Source organism: Streptomyces sp. DG2A-72 (assembly GCF_030499575.1).
In the GTDB taxonomy this organism is placed as follows: Bacteria; Actinomycetota; Actinomycetes; order Streptomycetales; family Streptomycetaceae; genus Streptomyces.
This window is the reverse complement of sequence record NZ_JASTLC010000001.1, coordinates 7,743,887-7,768,084: the sequence shown is the minus strand read 5'-3', so window position 1 is coordinate 7,768,084 and position 24,198 is coordinate 7,743,887. Positions and strand designations below refer to the sequence as shown.

24 protein-coding genes are annotated in these 24,198 nt (G+C 68.3%); 15 read left to right on the top strand and 9 right to left on the bottom strand.

Annotated elements, in window-relative coordinates:
• Positions 1–195 precede the first annotated feature (195 nt).
• Both QQY66_RS37035 and QQY66_RS37030 read left to right on the top strand, forming a co-directional pair.
• On the top strand, positions 196–594 hold the full coding sequence (locus QQY66_RS37035) for a hypothetical protein (RefSeq protein ID WP_301984702.1): 399 nt from the start codon (positions 196–198) through the stop codon (positions 592–594).
• A gap of 143 nt (positions 595–737) precedes the next feature.
• Positions 738–1,058 carry a DUF397 domain-containing protein gene (locus QQY66_RS37030; protein ID WP_301984701.1) on the top strand — a complete coding sequence of 107 codons (321 nt, stop codon included), beginning with the start codon at positions 738–740 and terminating at the stop codon, positions 1,056–1,058.
• A gap of 32 nt (positions 1,059–1,090) precedes the next feature.
• Here the strand turns inward: QQY66_RS37030 and QQY66_RS37025 are convergent, their stop codons facing one another.
• Positions 1,091–1,519, bottom strand: a complete 429-nt coding sequence (locus QQY66_RS37025) for a hypothetical protein (RefSeq protein WP_301984700.1) — start codon at positions 1,517–1,519, stop codon at positions 1,091–1,093.
• Between the two features lie 144 nt (positions 1,520–1,663).
• Here QQY66_RS37025 and QQY66_RS37020 point away from each other — a divergent pair, with 144 nt between their 5' ends.
• The 7 genes from QQY66_RS37020 to QQY66_RS36990 all read left to right on the top strand — a co-directional run bounded on the left by QQY66_RS37020 (position 1,664) and on the right by QQY66_RS36990 (position 12,532).
• A complete protein-coding gene (locus tag QQY66_RS37020) occupies positions 1,664–2,320 on the top strand; it encodes a hypothetical protein (protein WP_301984699.1) in 657 nt (218 codons plus the stop codon).
• Positions 2,321–2,404: 84 nt separating this feature from the next.
• Complete coding sequence (locus QQY66_RS37015) at positions 2,405–3,055, top strand: hypothetical protein (RefSeq protein WP_301984698.1); 651 nt, start codon at positions 2,405–2,407, stop codon at positions 3,053–3,055.
• A gap of 205 nt (positions 3,056–3,260) precedes the next feature.
• Positions 3,261–8,543 carry a toxin glutamine deamidase domain-containing protein gene (locus QQY66_RS37010; RefSeq protein ID WP_301984697.1) on the top strand — a complete coding sequence of 1,761 codons (5,283 nt, stop codon included), beginning with the start codon at positions 3,261–3,263 and terminating at the stop codon, positions 8,541–8,543.
• The gene (locus QQY66_RS37005) at positions 8,521–9,378 is read left to right on the top strand and encodes an immunity 49 family protein (RefSeq protein ID WP_301984696.1); all 858 of its coding nucleotides are present in this window, start codon (positions 8,521–8,523) and stop codon (positions 9,376–9,378) included. Before QQY66_RS37010 ends, QQY66_RS37005 begins: the two co-directional genes overlap by 23 nt.
• Positions 9,379–9,427: 49 nt before the next feature.
• Complete coding sequence (locus QQY66_RS37000) at positions 9,428–9,754, top strand: hypothetical protein (RefSeq protein WP_301984695.1); 327 nt, start codon at positions 9,428–9,430, stop codon at positions 9,752–9,754.
• A gap of 63 nt (positions 9,755–9,817) precedes the next feature.
• On the top strand, positions 9,818–11,704 hold the full coding sequence (locus QQY66_RS36995) for an ATP-binding protein (protein WP_301984694.1): 1,887 nt from the start codon (positions 9,818–9,820) through the stop codon (positions 11,702–11,704).
• Between the two features lie 309 nt (positions 11,705–12,013).
• A complete protein-coding gene (locus QQY66_RS36990; RefSeq protein ID WP_301984693.1) occupies positions 12,014–12,532 on the top strand; it encodes a hypothetical protein in 519 nt (172 codons plus the stop codon).
• Between the two features lie 574 nt (positions 12,533–13,106).
• Here the strand turns inward: QQY66_RS36990 and QQY66_RS36985 are convergent.
• From QQY66_RS36985 to QQY66_RS36955, 7 genes are all read right to left on the bottom strand, one after another.
• Positions 13,107–13,727, bottom strand: a complete 621-nt coding sequence (locus tag QQY66_RS36985; RefSeq protein WP_301984692.1) for a hypothetical protein — start codon at positions 13,725–13,727, stop codon at positions 13,107–13,109.
• A 13-nt stretch (positions 13,728–13,740) separates the two neighbouring features.
• Entirely contained in the window at positions 13,741–14,502 is a 762-nt protein-coding gene (locus QQY66_RS36980) for a hypothetical protein (RefSeq protein ID WP_301984691.1), read from the bottom strand.
• On the bottom strand, positions 14,499–15,800 hold the full coding sequence (locus QQY66_RS36975) for a PspA/IM30 family protein (protein ID WP_301984690.1): 1,302 nt from the start codon (positions 15,798–15,800) through the stop codon (positions 14,499–14,501). The genes QQY66_RS36980 and QQY66_RS36975 overlap by 4 nt, the downstream gene beginning before the upstream one ends.
• 5 nt (positions 15,801–15,805) lie before the next feature.
• On the bottom strand, positions 15,806–16,111 hold the full coding sequence (locus QQY66_RS36970; protein WP_301984689.1) for a hypothetical protein: 306 nt from the start codon (positions 16,109–16,111) through the stop codon (positions 15,806–15,808).
• 615 nt (positions 16,112–16,726) lie between these two features.
• Positions 16,727–17,554 carry an HMG-box domain-containing protein gene (locus QQY66_RS36965; protein WP_301984688.1) on the bottom strand — a complete coding sequence of 276 codons (828 nt, stop codon included), beginning with the start codon at positions 17,552–17,554 and terminating at the stop codon, positions 16,727–16,729.
• 51 nt (positions 17,555–17,605) lie between these two features.
• Complete coding sequence (locus tag QQY66_RS36960; protein WP_301984687.1) at positions 17,606–17,968, bottom strand: hypothetical protein; 363 nt, start codon at positions 17,966–17,968, stop codon at positions 17,606–17,608.
• 470 nt (positions 17,969–18,438) lie between these two features.
• Complete coding sequence (locus tag QQY66_RS36955; protein WP_301984686.1) at positions 18,439–18,717, bottom strand: ribosomal protein L7/L12; 279 nt, start codon at positions 18,715–18,717, stop codon at positions 18,439–18,441.
• 130 nt (positions 18,718–18,847) lie between these two features.
• Here QQY66_RS36955 and QQY66_RS36950 point away from each other — a divergent pair, with 130 nt between their 5' ends.
• The 6 genes from QQY66_RS36950 to QQY66_RS36925 all read left to right on the top strand — a co-directional run bounded on the left by QQY66_RS36950 (position 18,848) and on the right by QQY66_RS36925 (position 23,159).
• The gene (locus QQY66_RS36950; RefSeq protein ID WP_301984685.1) at positions 18,848–19,174 is read left to right on the top strand and encodes a WXG100 family type VII secretion target; all 327 of its coding nucleotides are present in this window, start codon (positions 18,848–18,850) and stop codon (positions 19,172–19,174) included.
• Entirely contained in the window at positions 19,171–20,580 is a 1,410-nt protein-coding gene (locus QQY66_RS36945) for a putative T7SS-secreted protein (protein ID WP_301984684.1), read from the top strand. The genes QQY66_RS36950 and QQY66_RS36945 overlap by 4 nt, the downstream gene beginning before the upstream one ends.
• Positions 20,581–20,582: 2 nt before the next feature.
• Positions 20,583–21,110 (top strand): hypothetical protein, encoded by a 528-nt coding sequence (locus tag QQY66_RS36940; RefSeq protein WP_301984683.1) that lies wholly within the window; start codon positions 20,583–20,585, stop codon positions 21,108–21,110.
• Between the two features lie 65 nt (positions 21,111–21,175).
• Positions 21,176–21,790 carry a hypothetical protein gene (locus QQY66_RS36935; protein WP_301984682.1) on the top strand — a complete coding sequence of 205 codons (615 nt, stop codon included), beginning with the start codon at positions 21,176–21,178 and terminating at the stop codon, positions 21,788–21,790.
• A gap of 230 nt (positions 21,791–22,020) precedes the next feature.
• Positions 22,021–22,611 carry a hypothetical protein gene (locus QQY66_RS36930; protein ID WP_301984681.1) on the top strand — a complete coding sequence of 197 codons (591 nt, stop codon included), beginning with the start codon at positions 22,021–22,023 and terminating at the stop codon, positions 22,609–22,611.
• Positions 22,608–23,159, top strand: a complete 552-nt coding sequence (locus QQY66_RS36925; protein ID WP_301984679.1) for a hypothetical protein — start codon at positions 22,608–22,610, stop codon at positions 23,157–23,159. The genes QQY66_RS36930 and QQY66_RS36925 overlap by 4 nt, the downstream gene beginning before the upstream one ends.
• Before the next feature lie 383 nt (positions 23,160–23,542).
• Here QQY66_RS36925 and QQY66_RS36920 read toward each other — a convergent pair whose 3' ends face one another.
• On the bottom strand, positions 23,543–23,983 hold the full coding sequence (locus QQY66_RS36920; RefSeq protein WP_301984678.1) for a hypothetical protein: 441 nt from the start codon (positions 23,981–23,983) through the stop codon (positions 23,543–23,545).
• Positions 23,984–24,198: the final 215 nt, after the last annotated feature.

Below are 24,198 nucleotides of genomic sequence, written 5' to 3'. Positions count from 1 at the left end.
CTGTGCGCGGCTGAGTTGCCTTGCACGGCTGAGTGCCTTGCACGGCTGAGTGCCTTGTGCACGACTGAGCGACGAGAGGGGCGGCACCCGGGTGGGGGCCGCCCCTCCGCCGTGTGCGGGTGGGTCTGGTTCGCGCCATGGCGGGCCCGTTAAGGTGACGCTGCGACAGAAGAGCCGAGTCACGGGGGGGCAGTTGTGGCCAACGACGGGATGCGCGCCGATCCTGGAGTCCTCAAGACCGAGGGCTTCAACATGTTCTCGGTCGGCCTGGACTTCGGCAAGGCGGTGCAGGCCCTGCAGAACGGCCTGACCGCGCTGGAGGGCGGCAGCGGTACCACTCCGCCCTGGGGCGACGACGACATCGGCGAGAAGTTCGGGGTCGCCTACGAGGGTCTGCGCGACGGCATGTACCAGTCCATGGGCAGCCTGGCGGAGCGGATCGCGGGGATGGGGCTGGCGTTCACGGAGATGGGCGTGCGGCACGAGCTGAACGAGGGCAACGAGGACGCCGCCTGGCGGGATCTGACCTCCAAGTACGACGGCCAAGTGGAGATGGTGACCGGCGTGCACCATGAGCGTCGCCGGCAGGAGTGACCTGACGTCGTAGGCAGTCGTAGGCGGCCCTGACCCGGCTCCGTGCGCCGTGGGTGACCTGACCGTTCCGCAGCGTGAGCGCCATCCACGCAAGTAGGCTGAGACGCACACTTCGTAGGCACGTCAGGAAGAGGCCCAGCAGCATGACCCAGGCACGGGACAACGAGGTCGAGACTCAGGCCGAGGACGTCAAGGCGCGCAAGGAGCGGGAGCGGGACGAGCTCTACGCGCTCGACATCTCGGGGGTCGAGTGGCACTCCGCGCCCGGTACCGAGACGCACGAGGAGCGCGTCGAGATCGCGTATCTGCCGCAGGGCGCGGTCGCCATGCGCTCGTCCCTCGATCCCGACACCGTGCTGCGGTACACCGAGGCGGAGTGGCGAGCGTTCGTACTCGGCGCGCGGGACGGGGAGTTCGACCTGGAGCCCGCGCCGCACAATGGTGGGATGCCGGCGGAGAAGTAGGTCGTCCGGTCGTCCGATCGTCCGCGAGGGCGTCAGTACAGCGAGAACCCGCCGCTGTGGCGCCCTTGGTTCTTCTTTCCGGGCTGGGCGCCCTCGCCCTCCGAGCGCCTCGGCTCGGACGGCCCGGAGGAGGAGTCTCCGCTCTCCCCCGCCTCCCCGCGCCTGATCTGCTCGCGCTCCTCCTCCGACAGCGACTCCCACTGACCGCGCAGGGACGACATGCCTGAGCCCAGCGCGCGGGCCACCGCGGGGTCGTCGAGGGCGTCACGCAGGGCAAGGCGGCCGGAGAGCAGCCTCTTGGCCGCCTCCTGCATGTCCTTGCTGACACCGTCGGACTGGGACAGCTTGCGAAGGGCGGAGTTCAGAGAACGGATCTGCTCCGGTTCGAGTGCCTCGTCCAGCACACCGCGGTCCGGCGAAGAGCCGGGCGGATTGGGTGAGTTGTCGGGTCGACTGGTCATGTCGCGTCTCCTCGCTACTCGTCGCCTCTCGGCCACCCGCAGTATCTCTCGTCACGCACGGGATGCCATGCTGGCCCTCACAGACCGCCACAGACCGCCACTGGCCCGCCACTGGCCGCCGCGGGAGAGAAGGACCAGATTGTCATGGCTCGGACGCAAGCCACCGGCAAGGGCACCGGATCCGACCGTTCCGCCACCGGCCTCGTCGGACGGGCCTTCGGCCGCCTCGGGCGCGCGGGCGGCCTGGTCTTCCTGCTGGCGGGGCTCGCCCTGAGCGGATTCGGCGCGTATGAGGGGGCGTACGCGGCGGGTTGGGCGGGGACGCACGGCACCCTGACCGTGCAGCAGTGCGAGGTGAGTTACCCGAACAACGCCTCGCGCAGCAGCCGCAAGAACCGCCGGCCCGTCCGCTGCCAGGGCACCTTCGTCGCCGACGGCGGCAAGAGCACGGACCCCGACTCCGCGGTGCAGGTCAGGCAACGGTACGCGCAGGGCACCGAGTTGTCGGTGCAGCAGACGGAGCCACCGACGGCGGCCGGCGCGAGCGATGCCGACTACGTCCAGAGCGGCATGGACCGGGCGTGGCGCTGGTTCGGCGCCTTCTTCGGCGGCTGGGTCCTCACGGGCCTCGGCGTCTTCTGCCTCGCCACGGGTTTCGCCCCGTTCGGCCGGAGCCGTATCTCGTTCGACGCGGCGTGGGAGGCGGCGGGGCGGGGAGTGACGCGGGCCGCTGTGATCGGGATGGTCGGGGTGGGGCTTGTGGGTGCGGGTGTGTCCTTCCTGGTCAGCTACTTCTTCTGAGGCGCGGGTACTACTCGGTTCGCGGGATACGTGCCGCAGCCGCAACTGCCGTACGGCGCCAGCGATTCGCTAGGCTCACGCACCATGCCACCGCACACCCTCTCCCCCGCCCCGGACGCCATGGTCATACGGACCGGCCGCCGCAGCCTCATGGTGGGACTGCCCTGTTCCGTCCTGCTCATCGCGATGGGTGCCGTCGGCGTCTTCGGCGCTGTCGTGATCGCCACCGGGAACCAGAAGGGCGAGTCCACGGTCGCGGAGTTCGCGGGCCTCGTCTTCATGCTGGCTCTCGGTGTTCTCGGCGTGTTCCTCTTCCTCTCCAACTGGGCGAACCGCCGGAGCCGGATCCTCGTCGACCACACGGGCCTGTGGGTCGCAAACGGAAACGTTCGGAACGTCATCCCCTGGCAGACGCTCGCCGGGGTCGGCCTCTACTGGAGCAAGCTCGGCCGCAGCCAGAAGCTCTACTCCCTGGAGCTGTTCCCCACCGGCCCAATCGACCGGGACGACCCGGTGCTGTGGACGCTGGTCCGCGACGAGGAGCCGCTGCACCCCGGCCTGCCCCGCCTGCGCTACCGCCTCCCCTTCCCGACCCCCTACCGTCAGCAGGTGGTCGCGGCGGTCCAGCAGTACGTCCCGCACCTCTGGCTCGGCGAGTCCGAGCGCGCGGCCGGCCACATCGGCCGCCCCGACGTGAAGGGACACCGGCAGCGCACTCAGGGCCGTACGCCGTGACACGACGTCACCGGCGCCCGGGCCGCGGGCTGCCGCCCCGGACAACAGCGCTGACCTGCAACGAATTTGTGACGGCAATCCTCTGAAGTTGCCTGCGGGTGAGTCCGTAAGCTGTGCGCACGGCTGTACAGCTGAGTGATTTCCCTTGATGAGTGAGGGAGTTGTACGGCCGTGTGGTCCGACGGGGGTGCTTTCTGCTGTGTCGATGATGCTGCCGGACGAGCTCGAATGGGTTCTCCAGATGCTCGGCTTCAACTGGCCGACGGCTGACGAGGACAAGCTCAGGGACTCGGCCGCACTGTGGCGGAAGTTCGGCGACGACGTCACCGGACTGCACACCTCGGCGAACAGCAGCGCCCGCATGGTGACCGCCCACAACGCCGGCGAATCGATCGACAAGTTCTCCAAGACCTACAAGAAGTTCGACGGCGGAGACGGCTCCGACGGCTACCTCGCGAACGCCGCGCAGGCCGCCCACATCATCGCGAACGTGATGGAGGCCTGCGCCTACCTGGTCGAGTTCGCCAAATGGGCGGTGATCGCCCAGCTGATCGCCCTCGCCATCCAGATCGCCGCCGCCGCGGCCGCCGCACCCTTCACCTTCGGTCTGTCCTCGGTAGCGGGAATGGGCGCCACCCAGGCCGCCCGCCTGATCGTCCGGCGCCTCCTCGACGAGCTGAAACAGGCGTTGCTCGAGGCGATCGTGGAGGCGATGAAGGAGCCGGCGATCTCGGCGATCGAGGCGATCATCTCCGACCTCATCCGCCAGACGGTGAACGTCGGCTTCGGCGCCCAGCAGGGCTACGACCTCGCCCACACCATGAAGACCGGCGGCACGGCAGGCCTGGAGGCCCTCAAGCAGTCCCCGCAGACGCTGGCCGAGGGGGTGCGCGACAGCCTGGGGAAGAGGGCGGGGGATCGCGTGCATCACGCGGTGGACAGCCGTATTGACGGGTATGGCGGGCCGTCGGGGGCTCCGGGGAGCAACGGCGACGGCGGGGACGGGGGTAGCGGGGGCCGTGGCGGCGACGGCAGCGGCGACTCCGGCTTTGGGAACTCCGGCTCGGGGAGTTCCGATTCGGGGAGTTCCAACTCCTCCTCGGACTCCGGCTCGTCGGGGTCGGACTCGTCCGGTTCTACGCGTACGAGCACTGGCAGCGGTCCGGGTGTGAACATCGGTGGGGCGAACATCGGCGGTGGGATATCCGCGGATGCCGGCGGGGCGGGCATCGGTGGACCGGATGTGGGGTCCGGCCCTGATTCCGGGTCGGGCTCGGGCTCCAACGCCGGTTCCGGTTCCGGGCAGGGTCCGTCCTCTTCGGACTCGCCGTATTCGAGGCCGGCGCCGTCACTGTCAGGGCCGTCCCTGTCGGACTTCGACGACCCGTCGCCCGGCGGAGCCTCGCCGAGCGGTCAGAGCACCAACAGCTCGCCCGGTACCAACGGCGGCCCCTCCGTCTCCGGCCTCTCCTCACCGACCCCGCAGTCCGCACCCACCCCCGCATCGACCGGCGGCCCGTCGTCCTCGTCGGGGGGTGGCGCGATCGGCACCCAGATCGACAGTCTGGCTACCAGCGTCCCCACCCAGTCCAACGCGGCGCCCACGCCGACGACGGGTGACCCATCGCCCGCAGGGTCGGGGGGTCGTACGGATGGCGGCTCGGCCGTTCCGACGTCGCCGGTGGCGCCATCCACCGCGGGCGGTACGGCCGGCTCCCACCACGCCGGGAGTACGTCCGGCAGCACGCCCTCCGCGACCAGCCCGACCCCCAACTCGGGTGCGGCGAGGAACCCTTCCGCCAGTACGCCGGGTACGCCCTCCCCCACAGGAACCGGACCTGCGTCCACGCCGAACCCCACGTCTCCTACGACGCCCCGGAGTACGCCCACGCCGACGCCGGACGGTCGCATTCCTGGTACGGCGGACGGTCGCAATCCCGGTACGGCGGACGGTCGTAGCCCTGGCACGCCGGATGGTCGAACGCCGGGCCAGCGCACGCCCGGGACGCCTGCGGGCGACGGCACGCCGCCGCGGAGCGGTCCTGGTACGACGCCGGGGGACCGTACTCCGCCACGCGACTCGCCCGGTACGACGCCGGGGGACCGTACGCCTGCCCGAAACAGTCCGGACCCGACCGGCGGCACCCGTACTCCCGCACCGGGGCAGAACCCGAGCACGACGAGTACTGCCGGCCCGAACCAGACCCCGGCCCAGTCGACTCCGCCCAGGACCGCATCGCCGTCCACGAGCAGCACATCGACTACGACGCCCTCGACACCGAGTGGCGACACCCCGGGTTCTTCAGCACGGCCCAGCCCCGCCACCAGCACGAGCACCCCTGGCACGACTGGTACACCCAGCACATCCAGCACACCCAGCACGCCCGGCAACCAGCACCAGCCGGGCCATGGCGCCGCTCCCACCAGGCCTCCCCAGCAGCCCGCGGGCAGCCCGCCGCCCAACGCTCCGAACACCCCTCAGCAGCCAGCCGCGCAGCCTCAGAACACGCCGCCCAACCCGCAGCATCACCAGCAACAGCAGGTGACGGCGGTCCCGATCCACACCGTCATCACCACTCCAAGTTCCTCGACGCCGCCGTCACACGCGACCCCGGCCACGCCGCAGCCGCCCGGCTCGCCGCAGGCCGACCCCGGGACCGTCAAGGATCAGCAACACGCCCAGCAGGACAGCCTGGACGACATCCGCGCCGACCTGGACCACTACCCGGGAGGCCTGTCCGAGCCCGACCCCGACGACCAGCAGGCGCTGGCCGACACGGTCCCGCACAACGAGGACGGCACCCCGGAACGGTTCCCCGACCCCTTCGGCCCCTGGACCCAGCTCCAGAACGACGGCGGCAACGAAGTCCCCGGCCGCAGCAACAACTGCGCCGACTGCTCCCGCTCCTTCCTGGAGACCTGGTACGGCAACCCCCAGGTCTCAGCTCCCCGCACCCTCGACACCGACGAACACGGCAACCCCGACCCCTGGTCCCCCGAGGACAACGCGAACGACAACCAGATCCGCTGGACGGGCGCCGCACACACATACGCCGGCCCCGGCAACGACCCAGACACCGCCAACAACATCGCCTCGGTCCTCCAGCAAGCCGGCCCCGGCTCAGCGGCCATCGTCCAGGTCGACTGGCCCGGCGGAGGCGGCCACGCCTTCAACGCCGTCAACCACAACGGCAACATCATCTGGATCGACACCCAGAGCGGAGAGGTCAGCCACGACCCCCTCCACCTCGACAACGCCGCACACGTCTGGCACATCCCGCTGGACGCCGACCGCAACCCGATCGACCTCACGCAGCCCGACGCGGAGGACTCCGAGAGCCAGAGCGACGAGTCGCAGAACCAGCAGGACGACGCGTCCCAGCCGGAGAAGTCCGAGACCTCGGAGACCTCCGAGACCTCCGTGAACAACGGGCAGCCGGAGAACGACGTCTCGGGCGACACCGCGAAGCAGGGCGACGACACCGAAGCGGGAGCCACCTCCCGTACTCAGGCGGACCCGGCGACCCCGGACGTATCGAACGACGCGGCCTCCGCGCAGCCGCCGACGGCCGACCCGAACACGTCGCCGGACCCGACGAAAACCACGCAGGACCCGACGAACGACGAGCCTGCAAACGAGAACGGTCGGCCCGGGAGCGAGAGCAGCAAGCCGACCGAACCGGACAGCACGCCTGATGGCCGGAAGCCGTCCCAGGACAGCCCGGAGGGCCGGCAGCCCTCCACCCACACAACCCCCGACAACACCGACAACGGCACGCCCCCCACCCCGACTGCGACGGGCACCCCGAGCGACCCCACGACCAGCCGGGACGCGCCTCAGCAGACCACCACGCCCTCAGACCCGCGTACGTCCATCCCGCACCAGCAGACCACCGACCCGCGCACCGCGGATCCCCGCACCACTGATCCGCGCACGTCCGACCCCCGCACATCGGATCCCCATCGGGACACACCGACGCAACCGAAGCCGGAGACCAACGGGCGCCCGCACGGCCAAGACCCGAACACCCCCCCACGACCGGACCAGACGCACCCCGATCATGTCGATGATCCGCGGTCGGACACACCCGACCAGCACAGGTCCGAGACCCCGACCCCGGACCCGACACGCCCCGACGACCTGAATCAGTCGCCGTCCGACGACCGCAGTGACCGCAGCGACCGCCCGAGCGACATGACCAAGGACTCCGCGGTCCCCACACGCGAGAGCCTGCCGGACGGCAAGAACGCCGATGCGGCCGGCTACGTGAAGGACTCCGTCAACGGGAAGAAGCCGCTGTACGGCGACATCGCGGCCGAGAATCCGACGCAGACGTCCCGGCCGGCGCATCCCGAGCGGCCCTCCGGTCCGGAAGATCCGGCAGGCGGTTCCCCCAACGCCACCGACCCCGAAAGCCGTCGGCAGCGTGATCTGGCGATGCTTGCGCGCGCCAACTCGAAGGACCCGAAGGACAGGGACTGGTTCGAGAAGCACTACTGGCCGAAGAGCGGCTACCGCAGGAGCAGGACAGCCCCCGCTGAAGACGGGCGTCCAGTCCCCCAACTGCACCCGACCGGGGATCCCAATGCTCCCTGGATGCTGGCCAACGACACACCGGACGCCGAACCGGAGGAGTACATCACCGAGGGTTCAAGGTCGGGAGAGCGGAACACCGAGATCTCTGATGAGAACCTGAAGCGGCTGGACGAAGCCGCAAAGGCCCGCCAGCAGGCGATCGACGCGGACCGGCAACCGCACAGAGACCGCAAGGCCGCCAAGGACACGTACGAGGCGAACAAGACTTCCGAGAACAAGCAGAAGTTCGAGGAAGCAGACGCGAAGCACAGCCCGCTGCACGGAAAGATGACTCGAGCGAGCGAGGACTACGGCGAGGCAGTCGCCGAGTTCCACGCCATGCCCCGGCACTTCCCCGATCACACCCGGATCGACGATCGAGCGACCGGCAACAATCGTTTCGACCAGATATGGGTCGATCCAAACACCGACCCGCCCGAGTTCGTCGTCGTGGAGGCGAAGGGGTCAGCCCAAGCCGACCTCGGCGACCGCCGCGGCATCCCGCCCGTCGGCGTGGCGGGCGAGACCGATACACCGCAGAACGTCGGCCAGGATCAGAGCGGCAGAAACGCCGACGGCGACCAGACCGCACAGGACGACCCGCGTCCTGGAGCGGCGAAGGTGAGGCAAGGCACTCGGGCTTACTTCGAGACGATTCTGCACGAGATGCGCAGTCGTTCGATGAGGGTGCTCAACGACCCGAAGGCGACCGCTGCCCAAATGCAGGCGGCTGCCGACGAAGCGCGGTTGGCGCAGCAGCTGAGAACAGCCTTGGAAGCAGGGCGCGTCACGTACGTCCTCGTCAAGGGCCACTCCGACGGCGAGCGGCACAATGGCTACGAGATGCACCAGTTCGACATCAGAACGCAAGAGGAGAAAGACGCGGACAATGCTCAAGATCCCGAGGCATGACACACGCACGACGAGTCACGCAGACGTTCAGCTGGAAATCCTGAACAGCGATTTGTGGCAGTTGGTCGGGTTCCTGAAGAAAACGCCCGAGTGGTTTTCCAACGCGCTTGCCACGGCGGTCTCGATCCTCGACGTGCGCTGTGATGTGGATCCACAAGCTGACAAGGTCGAAACCTGGGAAGCCTGCGTCACCGCCATGCAGATCGGCTCCGCCCTCTTCGAGTCGGCCCAGGCCACAACCGACACCATCGAATGCCGCATCGACCACAAGATGTGCACCATCCGCGCCGGCGCCCTCCCTCGCGCCCACGCCGGCAATTGGCTCACCGCCTTCTGGCTGGCCTGCATCTGCCGCGAGAAGAAGCGGATGACGAAGTTGTGCCAGTTCCCTGTCGCGCGGATGCGAGAAGCCGAAGGGGAACTGGATGCATACATCTACACCTGGGTGGAGGCGCTGCAGGCTTACTGGCTCAAGCGCCCGGAGTTCGGCGACAAGCTGGTGGCAGCGGTAGAGGGGACCGACCCCGAGGTCCTGCGCCATGCGCCGCGCGACAGCGTCCTCCAGATCATGTATCCCCCCATGAACCTCCTGACCCAGCTGGCACGCGGCGACCAGGACAAATTCAACACCGAACTGGCCAAGGCTCTGGAGTGGCACAAGGAGTACTGGACCCGAGACGAGGACCGCGCTCTGGACCCGGAGGGCGCCATCGCCCTGGGCCCGTTGGCCATGTCCTGCCTGGCGGTCGAGGCCGGATTCACCCTCACCGTCGAGTCCGAATATCTACCCAAGTTCCTGCTCGACGGCGGCTGGGTCAACGAATTCCCCACCTAGACCCCACCGGGCCACCCCACCGACAGCCCAACCGGCAGAAAGACAGCACATGCCACCAGACACCCCCACCCCAGCACCACAAAGCCCACCGACCACCCCGGACCAAGCCCTCGAAATCGTCCGCGCCCGCTACGCCCACCCCAAACTCCCCGACGGCACCCCCGCCGAACTGAACGTGCACGAGTTCGACATCGGCTACCTGGTGTACGCGGTCTTCCCGCCCCGCACCGACCCTGCCGGCCGCCCCCAGCCCGCCCCACCCGGCGGAGCCAAGATCGTGGTGTCGAAGGAGACCGGCGAAACCATCACCGTCCCCAATTACCCGATCGAGCAGGCCATCGCGCTGTACCGGAAGAACCGCGCACGCAACACGTAGACGGCGGGCCGACCCCACGCAGCACCGCTCTGTCCCCCGACCACCCCACCAGGACTGACACCCATGACCGACGACGCAACCGACGGCTACGCACCGCACCCCTACATAGGCGGCCGCACCGCAGTGCTACGAGCCCTCGCCGCCTGGCGGATGAAGTGGCCCGGTACCCCGCGCGTCCTGGTCCTGACGGGAAACCCTGGCTGTGGTCGATCGCATCTGATCACCGGGTTCCTGATGCTCTGCGACCCGGAGTACCGCAAGCGGCTGCCGTTGGACGACCTAGACCCGTCGACCGTACCGTCCGAACTGCCCGCCCCCGCCGTGCCGGGCGCGGCCGGGATGACCGCGGCCCAGGTCGCTTGGCTCCTCGCTGATCATTTCGGCCTGGAGGCCGACGACGTAACGGACGTCTTCACCGAGCTGGCCACCCTCGCGGCCCCGGTGACCGTGGTCGTGCCGGACGTCGATCGGGCCGGACCGGTACGTACGGCAGGAGAACCGGCCCGGCTAACGCGCGAGGTACTCAAGCCTCTCGCCGCCATCGAGACGGTCCACCTGCTGACTGAGATGCCTCGCGAGCTCGCGGAGGAGTTCGCAGCGGGCCTGCCTGTCGGCACCGTACAAGTCATCGACCTCGATGCACCGCAGTGGGCAGACCCGCAGGGCCTGGTACTGCAGGCCGAGGCACTGCTCAACCCCCAACTCGGTGCGCCGGACCTACCGTTCACCACCGACGCCCCGACGCGAGGCTCCCTCGCCGAGGCGATCGGCCGCCGGGCCGGGACCAGTCCGCTCACCGTGGAACTGGCCGTGCAGAGCATCCTGACGAGCCCGGACACCTTCACCCCGCACGACGAGGCCCCGCTCCCCTCGTCCATCGGCCAGGCACTCGACCTGCACGCCCGCCGCCTCCAAGCCGACCCACAGACGCTACGTCACCTCCTGGCACCCTTGGCCCTCGCGGAGGGCGACGGTCTGCCCGTCGAGCTCTGGCCGCGGCTCGTCAACACCCTTGCGGGCAAGGACATGAGTGGAGTCATCGCGGGTGGCAGCGCGTTGACTGAACCGTTCGTCCGGTCACTTGAGCGCGACGGGGACGACGGCCCGCATACGCTGCTCCAGCTGCTGCACCCGGCCATCGCTGACGAGATCCGCGCCGGCCTGCCCAACATCCGCACCGCTCAGACCCAGCTCGCGATGGCCCTGCTGGAGGCCGTGCCCGAGCAGGACTGGAGCAAGGCCGACGCCTACGTACGTGACCACATCGCGGGCCACACCCTGGAAGCAGGCCTGCTGCCCCAACTCCTCACGGACCCGGGGCTGTTCGTACACGCCGACCCGGTGCCGCTGCGCGCCGCCATCGAAGCCGTGCCGACTGGGGAACTCGGCGCCCCGGCCCGTACGTACCTCCGTACGGCCCCCCTGCTGACCCGCACCCAGGCACCCGCCGTGCAGCGCGCCGCCCTGTTGGAGACCGCGTTCGTCGAGGACGGCCTGCCCGAGTACGCCGACGCCATACACCGCCTCGGCCTCAACCTCCCCTGGCAGACCCTGTGGAGCCGGCCCGTCCCCGGCATCAGCGCCGTGAGCGTCGGCAGCCTGCCTCGCCGCGAGGGACCGGCCATTCCCGTCGCCGTCCTAGACGTACCCGCGGGCACGCCCGGCGAGGGGTCCCGTTCCGCGGTGCTCGTCCTGGGTCTCGTACAGCCTGATCACCTCGGCGACACCGACACCGAACAGATCCTGCGCCTGTCCGAGGAGGAGCGGGCCGCCACCCCGTTGGAACTGACCCGCGGCACCGACCACCTACGAGTCTGGGACCGGGCGAGCGGGGAGATCGTGGCCACGCTGCTGTCCGACACACCCGTCACCGCCGCAGACCTCTCCCCCGACGGCATCCTCCTCGTGGCCACCGAACGCGGGGCGAAGGCCCTCCGCATCCTGCCGTAGCCGCACTCAGCACCCTTGAGGCGACCCGCTCAGGCTCCCACGACCCCCTCCTGACCTCACTGATAACTTCCTGTCTCTACCTGTTCACTCCGGGGGAAACCGATGAGCCAGCCGCCGTACCAACCGCCACCGCAGCCACCGCAGCCACCACTGTCGTCGCAGCCACCACAGCAGCCCCAGAACGCGTACAACCCGTACAACCAGCCCGCTCCGCCGCAGCAGTCAGCGGGGTTCGGCCCGCCGCCTGCCCCTGGGCAGCCCCCGGCACCGGCGTACCCGGGAATGCCGCCGGCCCAACCGATGCACCCGATGCACGCCGCACCGCCGCCGTTCCAGGCACCCCCCTTCGGGCAACAGCCGAACACCGGCGGTCATCCGGTCGGCGCGGTCTTCCTCGGCCTCTTCGCCTCGGTCATCGTCTCGCTGCTCTACAGCGGTCTGACCCTGGCGACGTACAAGGACCAGTCGCTCACCACCGCCCACACCCTCTACTTGGCCCACGCGCTGGTCAACGGAGCGATCGTCGGCTGCCTGGTCGGCTCGGTGGCTCACCGCAGCGCCGGCGCCCATGTCGGTGGGGCCGTCATCGCCGCGCTCGGCGCCTTCTTCGGCTTCACCAACGCCGTCCCGCTCATCATCGCCGAGAGCCAATCCCCCAGCGCCATCGGCGACATGATGGAGGCCGACCCCTTCATCCCGGCCAAGGCCTGGTGGAACAACGAAATCGACGGCGGAGTCGACTGGTTCTCCCCGCTCGGCCTCCTGCTCGCGGCAGCCGCCGCGTGGGGTCTCGCCTATCTGATCGGCAACAGGCGCCGCCGACTGTGACGCTCGCCAGACGCCGGGTGCCCGGGTTGACGACTGGTACTGGTCGTAAGTCCCAACTCGGCGCGTCTCAGCGGAAAGCGGGACTGTCGCCGACACCCGCCAACGCGACCCCAATACAGGTGACCATCATCGCCCAGCGCGTGTGGCCGCTCCGGGCAAGCACAAGACCCCACCCACCACAGGCCACACCCACGGCATACGTGGCGACCCAGACCCCCAACGCATCGCCCTGACCAAGGCGTACGACAATCAGCACAAGGCAGGCAACGGCCACCAACCCGGCGAAAACCGCGTACAACCCACGCGCCTGCCGCGCATCCCGCCGCCGCTCCTCCGCAAGCCCCGGCTGCCCCTGAGCCTCAAACCGCGCCCGCAACTCGTCCGCGCTCACCCCAGAAGCCAGCGGCCGCCCACCCGTCCCGTCCGGCCCGTTCGCCACCTCATCGCCATGCGTTGTCATGGCAACCGAGCCTATCGGTCGACAACCACCCACAAGCGCTGAGCGCTGACGCGAGCGCCCTTCTATGCCGGTACCAACTCACTTGGGGCGCTCGTTGGTTGTGCTCGGGCCGCGTCAGTCGCCGACCCGCGCACCGATCGCCCGGGCGCGGTCTCGGGCTTCGGGGCTGAGGCCTTTGCGGCGGGGGTCGGTGCGGGAGTCGAACGCGGTCGGCTGGGCAGCGTAGATCAGCGCCTTGAGGCCGGGTTTGGCGATGACGCAAGCGAAGCGGGGATCGCCCGCGTACCACAGGTCACCGTCGAAGCCCTTGCGTGCGATGCGGTCCCAGGGCCGGAAGAAGAATCCGGAGATCTTCGGCGACACCGTCTTCTCCGGCCGGTCGGGGTCGGGCAGGACGAAAGAAGCCTTGCGCCCCCGTGCGTCGTACCGAACGCCACCGGGCTGCTGACGCCAGGGGTAGACCCTCAGGATCCGGCGCATCCGCCCGAATCTGCACAGCTTTATGAGCGACATGACTGCGTTGTACATGAGCACGGCCAGCACAACCGTCATGGGCACCACTGCCGCCACGGGCAGCAGCCCGACCGTGACGAACACCGCGCCCCACCACAGCGCCACCCAGCCGAGGAATCTGGCCAACTGCCCTACGGCCCAACGGGACAGCGCGCTGCCCGTGCCGGGCGTGTCCCAGGCCACCGGGCCGTCGAAGCCGCTCTGCTGCGAGTACGTGTTCATTCACTCACCTCGGTCATCCGAAGTCGGCCGTGATGCCGTCCTTGATGCGGTCCGATCCCGCGTCCGGTTCGTCGCCGCGCACGGTCCGCTCGATGTCCGGCAGCGGGTCGTGGAAGGCCACGGTGTGTGCGATGGCCTCCATCCACTCACGGTAGTGCGTGCGGGCGGACACGGCCGTGGTGCTCAGGGTGAGGACTGCCAACTGCGCGCCGGACGGCGCGGGGATGTACACATCGCACTGATAGAGGTCCTGAGCGGGCATCCCCGCCACGGCCGGCGCGGTCACCAGGGTGTCGCTGATCGAACCGGGCCGACCGCCGGGCAGCGTCAGGAGCTTCACGTTCGTCGCGCTTTCCCGCAGGGAGACCGCCCGTACCGCCGTGAGCTTCGGGGGCGCCCACTCGATGTCCCGCAGAGCGACCGTAATCGTGGACATGGCCGATGAGCCGTCGCCGGCGAAGTGCATGCCGAGCGAGCAGCCGATGACACCCTCCCTGAGCATCTGCGTCACCATGAACCGCATGTCCCGCAACGCGCCCACGTAGCTGTCGCGCTGTTCCTCGGGCACACAGCTCAGGATCAGGGCCATGACGTTCGTGAACTGCTCTTCGTACTCCGTGCCCGGCTCCGGGTCGAGCGCTTCGAGCGGTACGTCGAGGTAACCGTCGGGCAGCGCGTACCAGAGCTTGGCGGTCGTGTCCCGGGCGGAGTCGTCGATCACCAGGCGCAATGGCCGCTCGGTCGTGCTCGCAGCCATGTCCGTCTGCTCTGTCATCGCAGCACCGCCCGCAGCGTGGCCTGGATCGGGCCGATCGCGCCGGGTGCGTCGAAGAGGCCCGCGCGACCGCCGTCGATGCCGGTGGCCCCGTCCTTGCCGGGCTTGAGCGCGTCGATCTGGTCGGCGGCGAGCCCGAACCCGGCCGTGCCCACACCGGCGACCGGTGAGGCGTAGGCCAGCGCCTTGGTGAGGCCTTCGCCGCCGCCCACCCCGCGGACGATCAGATTTCCGATGGGCCCGGCGTCGGTCGCGGTGGGCAGCAGGCGGCCGGCGGCCGTGACCGTGTCATCGCCGAACCGGCCGAGGAACTGGCCCACGCTCACCGACTCGCTCGCGAAACGGGTCGACTGAATCGCACCGTTGAGGCCACGCGTCACGGCTCCCACAGCCGGCACCGCACCCAGCGCGTCGCCGACGAGCCCAACGGAGTTCTCCCAGAAATCGGAGTCGAACTCGCCCTTGGTGAAGCCGTCCGCGAGCGAGGCGCGCACCTGCGGGTTGGACAGCCGGGACGCCATCGTGGCCAGGCTGAGCGCACCCGCGGCAAGCAGGAACGCGATCCCGACCGGGCCGGTGCAGATCAGCGCCAACAACCCCGCCACCGCCGCCAGCACACTCAGAATGTTCGTGAGGTTGTCCCCGATCCAGCTGAGCGCCTTGCTCAGCCACCCCGGCTCCTCGGGCGCCAGATCCTTCGTGGAGTCCTTCAGCTTCTTCGCGAGGTCCCGCGCCTCCGCCTCGTGCGTCCCCTCCAGCTCGCGCGCCTTGCGCATCACCCCGTCCAGGGCGCCCTGCGCGTTGTTGACGGCGGTGACGGCGTCGTTGAGCCGGGCCTGGGCGGCATTCAGCCGGGCCTGGGCGGACTCCAGCTCGGGGCCCTCCTGGAAGGTCTGCCCCGCGAGCTTCAGGTCGGGGTTCTGCTTGGCCGTCTCGTGCTGGGAGTTGGCGGTCTTCAGGTCGCCCTGGTGGTCGGCCGCCTCGACGTCGTACTTCTGCGCCAGCTCCCTGCGGCTGCTCAGCCCACCGTGCCAGGCCCCGAGGTGACCGGCGGCCAGGGTCAGCGACTTGTGCGCGTCCTTCATGTACTTCGGCAGGTCACCGTCGAGAGCCTCGCGGAAGCCGACGGCAGCGTCGCCCTCCCAGAAGCTGGACTCACCGAGCAGCTTGTCGATCTTCTGGTACGCCGTCTGCAGCGCGCTCGCCGAATTGACGAGCTGCGTACGGAGCTTCTCGACCTCGCCAGGCTCTCCCGGCACGGGGTTCCACCCGAGGTGCACATACGGATTCTGTGCCACCGCAATCACTTCCCCGCAGCCGCGGCCCGCTTGAAGCTCTCCTCCAGGGAGGTCTCCACTTCGCGGTAGCTGTCCGTATTCTTCTGAAGACCCTCGGTCAGCTTGCCGATGCGCTCCTTGATCTGCTCGTTGCCGTACTTCCAACGCTCCTGGAACGCGTCGCACGCCTCATCCAGCTCCGGCGTCCCGATCTGGTCCGCCCGCACATGCTGCAGAGCAGTCCGCACCTGCTCAAGGGAGTCATGGGCTCCCTTGAGATCCTTGGTGAAAGTGGCGAGCTGATCAATGTCAGTCCTGAAGTGGTCCCCCACGCAGGCCTCCCCGTTCGCACATCAGTGGTCGCATCGGCAAACGACCACAGCAATTGGACGGGCCGATGATGCCATAGGGCGGCAAACAGACAGCCAGAACATACGAAACCTCCACGCCGGCCATCGCCACCCCCCACGTGGTCCCGGGCCCCTGCTGGTGCCGGCCTTGGTAGCTCCCTCGGCGGATCTGCCGCTACCTGGGGCCGTCCACTCGTATGTGCGGCCCGGCGGCTCTGCTGCTCATATCGGCGCTGCAGGTGAGGCGCGCGACCGGGTGGGAGAGCTTGCCCTGGCCGGGCCTTCGCGTCGTGCACCCCGCCCGGTCGTCCCAGACGTGGCTGTTCAGCCGAAGTCGTTCGTGCCGGGCGTAGGACGGGTGCCGATGGTCTCGTCGTACGTCGGCATTGTGGTGCCCTACGAGGTGCGCGGGTCCGGTGCTCCGCCGCCGGACGGCCGGCCGCCGGGGTCGATGCCCGGAGCGCTGCCCGGGTGCCCGACGGGATGGCGCTCGCCCCCGCTCGGACGCAGCACCGCGGGCATCTCACCGGAGTGGCCTGCGTCGCGGTGTCCGTGCCGGTCTTCTCGAAGTCCTGGGAAACCCGCTCGTCGTTCCACTCATGACCGTCCGCCGACGACCTGAGGTTGGCCCCGCCGACTTGGACGCGGGCGTGCAGACCGTCGAGCGCGGGCTTCCAGCTGGCGGCGATCTCCGTCAGGGCGGGCCCGATCGCCCAACCGGTGAGCGAACCGCCCGCGGTCCCGGCCTCCTTGACCGCCTTGTCGGCAGGGCCCTTCATCGTTCGCGCTATGTCGTCGCAGGCTCCGGCTGAGGCGCGTAGCTCGGCCGGGGCGACATCGGTGCGCTGGGACACGTCCGGTTCCTAATTCGTTGGCGATGACGGCCCGGCCGTCGTCCTTGGAGTCGTAGCCGAGGAGGTACAACTCCTTGCCCTTCGGCGCGCCGTCCCGGGCCTCGATCTTGTCGTTGAGCAGCTGGAGGTTGTTCAGGCGCCTGTTGACCGTCTCATCGCTCTCGCCTGGGAACCCTTCGTCGTAGTTGCCCTCCTGGAGCAGATTGAGCTCCTGGGCGAGGGCCGTCCGATTGGCGTCGTCGCGTACGTCCGTCGGCAGACCGTCGGTCGCGCCGATCTCCTTGGGATAGAGCGTGGTGTAGGTCTGACGCTCCTCGGGACTGAGGGCCTTCCACCACTCGGCAGCGGCTTTGGGATCGTCCTCAGGGATCTGCGGGGGCTGCTCACCCAGGGCCTTCATCGCGTTCTTGACGTCCTGGGCGGATTCCGCTGCCGCGTCATGGCTGAACGGGTCGGTGAGGATGTCGCCGTTCAGTTCCGCAAGGGCCTTCGCGCCGTCGTTGCCAGCTTTCAGAGCGGCGGTCAGGGCCTCGTCGACAGCCGCACGGTGCTCCCCGAGTAGGGGGGCCACGGTCCGCGATGATCGCCTGCGCGTCGGGATCCTGACGGGGAAGGTCCGTGGTCATCGGATCGCTGGCCCAGCCGTCGCCGTCGAAACCTCGAAGTGGTCCTGCTCCGCACGCCGCACCGCGTTGCGGAGCTCCGTCTGGGCCTGCTCCATCCAGAACCTGGTGGAATCCAGGACGGAGGCGATGGCCATGGCCTCCGTCTCGACCACACCGATCCGCGATTCGACGTCCTCCAGGTAGAAGAGCGCCGCGTCGGCGTCGTCGCCCGTCCAGGACTGATGCAGTGGCCCGGTGACCTGCCGACGGTGGCGGTCGGTGAGGGAGTCCATGGTCGTCGACAGCACGCGCCAGGCTTTGGCCGCGGCTTCCAGGTCGGAGAAGTCCTGCTTCATCAGCCGTGAGAAGTCAGAGGACACGACGACTCCTGCTTGACCAGCGCCTATGCCCTTCAAGGCATGGCAGGCCGGTACAAGACGACATAGGACAACCCGTTGTTCATGCTCGCCCATGAGTTCGAGCGCCTCAGAGTAGCCGAGCTGAAACGAGTCTGAGGGATGAATGTGGCGCCTTGTGGCCACTTCATGACCGAGGGGCACGCGGTGGCATCGGCGCTGGGATGCCGGACGTATGGAGCCGCGAGTGCCCGCGTGCGGGTGGAGCGACTCCGGGAAGAAGTTGCATGGTGGGCTCGGGTGTTGGATGCCACGGAGATCGAGCCGACCGACGGGTGATCGCGCGGGAGGGCGCCTCCCCCTCTACTACGTCTCGCCGTTGCCGAACGCTGCGCAGACCTGGCGGTCTCCAACCGGGCAGAGGCCGACTTCAGGTGAGCAGAGCAGACCTTCCCAGGTGGGCACGCTGTCGCAGCAGAGATTCGTGGACTTGCCTACATACGCTCAACCGCGGCCTTGGCCTCGATCAGATCGGCCCCCGTGATCTCACGGTAGCGCTTGATCGCCTGGATCTTCTTTCCCTGCCTCACGAGAACACCGACCTCACTCAGTTCCGCCGGTCCGGCATCCTGGACGCCCAACTGCTCAAGGAGGAGATCAACCTTCCGCTCCAGGTGGGCAGTTCTCCGGTCGATGCGACGGACTCTGGCCTCTACGGTGCCCCACAGCGCGAGGAGGGCAAGGAAGACGCACAAAAGCACGGTCATGTCCATGGGCCGCAACCCTAGCCGCCTGCCCCACTTCACCGGCGATCGCGTGGCTACGTCCGATTCAACGGTGCCCCCCGTCGGGCCGCTCGACGCCTGCTGGATATCTTGTTGCAGCAGCGAATGATCGCGCCACGTGAGACAGGGGGATGCCGGCGCCATGGGAGCGGGCTTCAAGGTAGACATATCCGAGCTGGACACGTTGGTCAGGGAACTTCACCGGAGCCAGGACGAGATGCGTTCGGCGCTGAACGCACTGCGTGACACCGGCCCGAAGACCACAGGGAGCAAAGAACTCGACAACGCCTGCGACGAGTTCCACGACAGCTGGGACGACGCGATCACGAAGATCGCCGAGGGCACGCAGGCCATCGAGGACGGGCTGAAGAAGACCCGCGACACCTACCGGGATGTCGAGACGGCCCTGCGTGACGGTTTCGCCGGCAAGGGCGGCGCCCAGTGAGCAACGACTCGTACCCCGCGCTCGGCTTCGACCCGGCTCCGGGCAACCCCGGCAACGTGGACTCACTCGCCGCCCGCACCAAGAGGGCGGCAGCCGCACTCGACAACGCGCAGAACAGCATCAAGCGCCTCACGGGGAACGTCACTTGGGCAGGTGACGCTGCCTCCGCGTTCTCGAAGAAGGTTGGGGAACTCCCCCGCTACCTGAAAGACAGCCACGAGGCGATGAGCACAGCATCGTCAGAGCTGTCGAAGTGGCGTGCGGCGCTGGCCGACTACCAGAACACAGCGCGTACGTACGAGGTCCAGGCCAAGGAAGCCAAGGGCCAGGTCACTTCCGCAGAAAGGGCCAAGGACGCCTCGACGAACCGCTACAACCAGGCGGCGTCCGATCCTGCCTTCCGCCTCAGCGGCCAGTACTTCACAGGCCCCGCGTTGCAAGACGCCCAGGCGAAGATCGACGCGGCGGGCGCCCGGCTGCAGCAGGCCGACGGCGAGTTGTCGGCAGCCTCGACACGGCTGGACCAGGCCGAGCGTGAACTCGAGGAGATCATCAAGCGCGCAGAGCGGCTGCTCGAGGAGCATCAGGCACAGGCCCGTGGGGTTGCGGGCCAACTCCGTAAAGCGACCGATGGCGCACCGGACCCCGGCTTCTGGGAGAAGCTGGGCGATCAGTTCCAGAAGCTCGGGCACGCGATCCAGGAGTGGTGCGCCCGGCACAAGGACCTGCTGAAGACGATCGGCGACTGGCTGAGCAATATCTCCGCCGTCCTCGGCGTCCTGGCGCTGCTGACCCTGTGGTGCCCACCACTGTCCGGGGCGCTCGCGCTGGCGAGCGCGGGCTTTTCGGCGGGGGCACTCCTGGCCCATGGTGCGGCCAAGATCGGTGGAGCCGATATCGGGCTGATGGACCTGGCGGGCGACGCCCTCGGCGTCATTCCGGGCGCGGGTTTCGCCAAGACAGCCATCACCGGCACAGCGAAGGTCGTGGTACGCGCGGAGAAGGCGGGCGAGCTGGTGACATCGGTCGACTGCGCGGCAAGGGCTGCCCGGCTGGGCAAGCTCGTGGACGACGGTGCCGCGACAGCGGAGGACTTCAGCCGAGCGGGTAACCGAATCCTCCGTGGCGCTGAGGGCCAGGTCTTCGAGGCTCAAGGCGCCGCGAACAAGGTGAAGCTCGCCTGGGAGAATTCGGTAGCCAAGAACATGGGTGCCTCGATCGGCGAGACGGGGCTGAACACCCTTGTCGCCAACACTCCAGGGATCAGGAACCTTGAGTCCCTGCAAGCAGCGATACGTGCCGACGGAACCCTGGACCCGACGTCCTGGTGGTCGAAGGGCCCCCAGCTCGCGAAGCAGGTCCCGGGCACTGCCAGCGGCATTTACGACAGCGTGACGGGAGAATAGCCGTGGCAGTCACGCCGCATTCCGATTCGGTCGCCGACCCGGTCCTTCCGTTTCCTTCGAGGCTGGGACTTCTGCTGTGGTTCGTGCTGCAGTGGATCCTCATTCCGGTGGAATTCGTTGCCAAACTCGTCTGGCTGCTCGCGGTCATCTTCGGAGATGGCCACGAGGACGATCTGATGCGGCTCCTCAACGCTCCTGCCCGGTTCATCTCACCTGGCAAGCTGGCGCTCCGCCTCTCGCGCAACCCAACCAAGCACGAGGCTTCCTTGGACCGGGAGTTCGCCCGGCTGGCCGGGGAGCTCGAGCGACAGCAATTCGGTTGGCGCACAACGATCTACCACTTCGTCACACTGGTCCCCACGCGTGACGGCGGACGCCTGAAGGGTGTCGCGCTTCATCCTCGTGAATTCCGGGGGACGCCGGTCAGTGTGCTGACGCGGCTGGCACACCAGCACCACCTCGAACTGGACGTACCGACGGACCTGCGTCGCGGCGTGAGTCTGCGGCCAACCCACAGGAAGACTCTTTGATGTCCGCCCCGAGTAGCGAGCTGCACTTGGACATGCCCGGTGGATTTCACTCACTGGGACTCGACTTGGACGATGAGGAGCGCCAAGAACAACTCTGGTCCATCGCCGAGGAGGTCTGGCCGCACGGCACCGACTTTCAGCGAGAGGTTACTTTTCGCACTTACCACGAAATGGCCGAACTTGCCCTCGCTGAGAAGTCCTTCTATGCGGGATTCTGCCTCGACGAGACGCCGGACGGCCGCATGACCACGGCATCGTTGCTTGCCCGGCTCGATCCGCTCGATGAGCCGGATGCGGAGCTTTCAGCCCGCGGCCTGTTCGAGTCGCTGTCAGTCAACGAAAACAATTCGGTCGAGCAGATACGCGTCCCGGCGGGGCCCGGCGTCCTCGTACTATGCGGGCTGCAATGGCAGTCGGACCCACAGGACGACACGGCACCGTCCCTGCCCCTCGCCCGGGTCGACGTCTACCTCCCCCTGCCTCGGATGGGGCGGCTGCTAGTCCTGAGCCTCACCACCCCGTCCCTGCCCAACCTCCCCTTCTACGTCTCGCTGTTGTCCAAGTCGGCCCACGACCTGACCGTCACCAGCGGAACAGCGACTGAGCCCGGCCCAGACAGCGAGAACGAGAATGGCAGGAAAAGCACCATCGTCGAGCAGGTCACGGCCGACTTCGGGTAACAGTCCAGACCTGCTGGCCGAGGAGAACGGAGGCCGGGGGAAACCTCAAGTCGTCGCCGGACCAGCAGGAAGCAAACAACAAGCCGTCTCTCACGGTCAGCTGCACCGCCGAGCCCTGCGCTGCGACGTAGGCCGCGAGTGGGCTCGGCCGGACGGCCATTAGCAGCGATTTCGGATAGGGACGAAGCCACCTCATGGACAATCCGCCCGCGCCACCTGACGTTGCGCAGGTGCTGAAGCACAACCGCGCGCTGCTGTACCAGCACGTAGCGACACGCCTGGCGCTCGCCGTGGCCCTGTTCGCGATGCCGTACGCGGCTCACCTGGTCGGCTATGACGCCGCCCTGCCCGCGTTCGGCATCCCGGCAGCCCTGTTCGTGGTGATCTTCCTGGCGCTCCGACTGCGCCACGGGTCGCGGCTCAAGGTGTGCGAGAAGGTGCTGCACACCTACCCCCTGGAGTACCGCACCCGGATGGTGAGGAAGGCCTCCGAGTGGAAGTACCTCGGCAATGTGCACACCGTCAGGCTGACGGTACGCGGGCAGCACGGCGCCCCTTCGCTGCGTGCGATCAACGCCTCGACGGTGCGCCGCTGGCCGAAGGACGCCGAGGAAGGCGGCGCCTGGTTCGCCGGTGACCCTGCCTTCGGCGGCGTCGTGATCGTGCCGGCGGGCAAGGACATGCTCTTCGTGCAGCCCGCGGACTGGAAGAAGTACGAGCAAGAGCGCGCCCAGGCCGACCTGGAGCGCAGGGCCCTTGCCGAACAGGCCGGTATCTCCAGGCTGTTGGAGAAGGAGCCGAACATCATGGTGGGCGGATGAAGCGCGCATTCGGCTGGGTGGCCGGCGTCATCCTCGCCCTCATCACCGCGTTCTGGTGCGTCACCGCGACCGCCGACCTCGCACTGTCCGCAGGGCTGTACGGCACCCCAGGCACGTACAAGGTGGAACGCTGCTACGACACCAACTCCAGCGGCAAGAACTCCCACTATGACTGCTACGGGGACTTCACGCCGAACGGCGGCACCGCCGATGACGCCCTCTATGTCGACCTCGAGGACACCGGGCACGACTACCCGGACGGCACCGAGTTCGACGCCCAACAGGGGATAGAGCCGGAGACAATTCAACGGGTCGGGTTCTGGGGCGTCGTGGGCGAGCTCTGGCAAGTCGCAGTCTGCGTGGCCGTCCTCGCGATCCTCGCGCACCAGGCGATCAAGCCGCGCGGCGAGGCACAACGCCGTGAGTCCTACCCCCGGGAGCCCTCACGGCGCCAGAAGGTGGCCGATCGTGTGGGCTACGCCGTCTTGGTCGCCATCCCTGTGGGCATCCTGAGCTGGATCGCCATGGTCGCGGAGCCGAGCCCCTAGCCTCGCACTTTGATGAAGTGGGCTGTCGTCGAGCGGCCAGGAAAGCAGAAAGTGCCTCTGCCCAGCACCACCGCCCTCGGACGGCTCGCGCTCCTGCCCACACCCGACTGACCAGCAACCTTCCACCGTCCCGACGACAACATCACCCACCCCGGCCAGTGGAACGCGGCGCCCACCCGGCGCGACAACCGGGCCGTCGGCCTGCCCACCGTCAGCTCCGGAGAGCGAAAGGGTCCACCGGCTCCGTCGGCGGACCCTCGCGAAAGATCGCGGCTAGAGCGGCAGAAGGAGCCCACTCTGCCTCCGTCACCCCACTGCCCGGCGGAAGTCGATCGTGGAGTCGGCGCTGCGCGGCGGTCGGTGGCGCCGCATCTGGGAAATGGTCACTTGTTGTAGTTCACGGATGCCGAACACAATCTCTGGGTGGCGCTGTAAACCTCGCAGGCAGTGATCTTTATCCGGTCGATTCCGCCGACGAGGTTCGTGTCGCCGATCGTGAAGTTGAAGCCGCGGACGGCGCCGAGGTCAGTGTCTGTGTTGGCGGTCCTGGTCTCGGAATCAATCTTCACTGACCCTGCATAGGCTTCGAAGTAGGCAACGGTTGGCACGTCCTTGTATCCGTTGTCCCACACAGAACCCGTGATTCCTGCGGTGCGGTTGTACCAGGTAATGGTGCCGTAGGTGAAGCCGCTGTTGCTGCTGCAGGTGTAGGCGCAGACATCGAAGTCCTGCTTCGATGAAGCCGCCGCAGGGGAGGCGGTGATGGCGAGGGCGCCGCAGGCTGCAAGGCAGCTGACAGCCAGCCGTCCAGTGAATCCAGACATCTCTTGGTCTCCGTTCCATCGGTCGAGTTGGTGCTCTGTGGAGGTGCCGGAGACATCCTCATTCGTGGTGAGAATGCGGGGAACCTGCAACGTTCCAGGGTCCTCCTATCCGCCGGAGCACAGCACTCGGCCTGCTTCGGCGAGACGGGTGACGACTGCGGGCCGGTCAGCGGCGGTCATCCGCGCACCAGGTGCGCCGTACCGTCGGTGAGGGC